We start from the raw sequence: 1,350 nt of genomic DNA on the forward strand, positions 1-1,350 counted from the left end.
AAGGTGGTCGCCGCCGCCGCGCTCGTGGGCCGGAGCCCGTAGCCGAACTCCAGGTACGCGGCGACCGTGGTGACCACCGCCAGGTGCGCGGCCACCGCCGCGCCCGACGGGCTCGCCACCCACCCGACGCCGAGCAGCAGCACCACCGGCAGCACCAGCGCCGACGCGCCGCCGAACACCGCGCCCACCACCGCCCGGGACGGGTGCCCGACCCCGATCAGGTGCGCGCAGATGACCGAGTACACGGCGTAGGACAAGCCCGCGACCAGCGCCAACGCCACGCCGACGAGATCGACGTGCGCGTCGCCGCCGCCCAGGACGAGCGCCGCGCAGCCGACCACGGCGGTCGCCGTGAGCAGCGGTCGGGACCGCAGGCCGAGCACGATCGGCGCGGTGGCCAACGCCACCGTGGTGGCCACCGCCACACCCGTGCGGGCGACGGCAGGGTAGAAGGCGAGCGCGTAGCCCGCCACGGTCACCGCGCCGAGCAGCAGCAGGCGCCGGTCGGCGGTGCGCAGCACGTCACGCGTGCCGCGCGAGGTGGCGAACAGCAGGAGGCCGCCGAGCACGAGGCCCACCCCGCCGACGGCTGCGGCCGGTGCGGAGGCGGGCGCCAGCGAACTGGCCGTGCCGGTGGTGCCCCACAGGACGCACGCGGCCAGGATCGGCAGCGGTCCGCGGGTGGGACGAGGGCGTGCTGGTACGACGAAGGTCGACACGATGTCTCCGTTCGCGAAACGGGAAGAGGGGACGCGAACGGGCGCACTGCGGTCAGGCAGGCGTGCGGGTGTGCTCCAGCCGGTGCGCCCGGTCAGGCGCCCGGCGGCGGGAGGACCACGTGCCAGTGGGTGTTCACGACCGGGATCCTAGCCCGGCGAACCCCCGGTATCCTGGGGATCATGGACATCGGCGTCGCGGATGACCTGCTGCGGCGGTCCCTCGTGGTCTACAAGTTCGCGGTCGACGAGCTCATGACGAAACTGCGGATCCTGAGCGAGGAGTTCGACCTCGTCCACCGGCACGACCCCATCGAGCACGTCACGCAGCGGGTGAAGCGGCCCGACGCGATCCTCGACAAGCTCCGGCGCAAGGGCCTGCCGGCGGACCTGTCGCTGGCCGCCGAGCACCTCGACGACGTGGCGGGCGTGCGGGTGGTGTGCCCGTTCGTGTCCGATGTGTACCGCGTGCGCGACATGCTGGCCCGCCAGAGCGACGTGGAGATCCTCAAGACCAAGGACTACGTCGCCGCGCCGAAGCCCAACGGCTACCGCAGCCTGCACCTGATCGTGCGGATCCCGGTGTTCCTGTCCGACCGGGTGGAGCACGTCAAGGTCGAGGTGCAGCTCCGCA

The 1,350-nt window shown here is 73.0% G+C and carries 2 protein-coding genes; one reads left to right on the forward strand and one right to left on the reverse strand.

What is annotated here, in order from left to right:
- Positions 1 to 719: EamA family transporter (locus AB0G02_RS40515; protein ID WP_360805937.1), on the reverse strand; the 719-nt coding region annotated here is incomplete at its 3' end.
- Between the two features lie 180 nt (positions 720 to 899).
- Between AB0G02_RS40515 and AB0G02_RS40520 the strand changes: the two genes are divergently transcribed.
- On the forward strand, positions 900 to 1,350 hold a 451-nt coding region (locus AB0G02_RS40520; RefSeq protein ID WP_360805940.1), incomplete at its 3' end, for a GTP pyrophosphokinase family protein.

Source organism: Actinosynnema sp. NPDC023658, assembly GCF_040639995.1.
Taxonomy (GTDB): domain Bacteria; phylum Actinomycetota; class Actinomycetes; order Mycobacteriales; family Pseudonocardiaceae; genus Actinosynnema.